This window comes from Intrasporangium sp. Soil_C_50 (assembly GCF_057656595.1).
Genome location: NZ_JBDGKB010000031.1, coordinates 1 through 1,100 on the forward strand (window position 1 = coordinate 1; position 1,100 = coordinate 1,100).

A 1,100-nucleotide genomic window follows, 5' to 3' on the forward strand; every position below is an offset into this window, starting at 1 on the left:
CCTAGGTGTACCCGGTCATGACGTTGGTGACAGGCGGCTGATCGGTGGGAGCCCGTCGAGGGCGGTGTGGCGTCGTCGAGTGTTGTAGTGCTCGAGCCAGGGCGCAAGGGCCGCGGTTCGTTCCTCGTTGCTCGTGAAGACCTGTCGGTAGGCCCACTCGGTGGCCAAGGTCCGGTTGTACCTCTCGACCTTCCCGTTCTGCCACGGGCAGTGGGGCTTGATGAACTTCTGTCGCGCGCCGGCGGAGGCCACGACCTCGCGAAAGAGGCGGCCGTGGCGGTAGGCGAACGCGTTGTCGGTCATGACCCGCTGGATGGTCGTGATGCCGTGCTGGGCGAAGTAGGCGAAGGCCCGGGTCAGGAACGCGGCGCACGTCGTGGCGGTCTCGTCCGGGTGGATCTCGCTGTAGGCCAGGCGGCAGTGGTCATCGACCATCGAGTGGACGTAGTCGTAGCCGACCCGTGGACGTCGGCCCTTAGCGGCCTCGGTCGCGGCGCGGCCGTGGGCCTTCCAGCCTCCGCCGTCCGGGATCCGGCCGATCTTCTTGACGTCGACATGAACCAGCTCGCCGGGACGTTCGCGTTCGTAGCGCACCGCGGTGGTCTTGCTCGAGCGGATCAGTACGCCAGTGAGCGGGTCACAGTCACGCAGGTAGGGCACGTGGTGTCGGCGCAGGATGCGTCCCGCGGTGCGCGGCGCCAGCCCGAGCTCGGGTCCGAGCCAGTCCTGCCCGCGCCGGTGAGTGGCCCGGGCCGCCACCAGCGCGGCCTCCAGCGCTGCCGGCGTCCGGTTGGGGCTGGTGTGCGGCCGGCAGGACCGGTCGGCGAGCCCGGCCTCACCTTCGGCGTCGAACCGAGCCACCCAGCGGTGGGCACACTGCCGCGAGATGCCCATCGCCTTGGCGGCGTGCGCGATCGCCCATCCCTGCCGGCGGACCCGGTCCACCAACAGTCGGCGACCATGGACATTCAGACGGGCGTTAGCGTGGGACACGAGAACCTCCGGGCGGTGCGGGACGTAGACACTCCTCACCTCACCCGGAGGTTCTCCTCGTCGTCAACGCCGAGGTGTCACCAACCTGCTGGCCGAGTACACCTAGG

General features: G+C 69.4%; 1 protein-coding gene. It reads right to left on the reverse strand.

Going from position 1 to position 1,100, the window contains the following annotated elements; all coding sequences use genetic code 11:
- Positions 1-15: 15 nt before the first annotated feature.
- Positions 16-993 carry an IS481 family transposase gene (locus tag AC3A5R_RS23085; RefSeq protein ID WP_487623116.1) on the reverse strand — a complete coding sequence of 326 codons (978 nt, stop codon included), beginning with the start codon at positions 991-993 and terminating at the stop codon, positions 16-18.
- Positions 994-1,100: the final 107 nt, after the last annotated feature.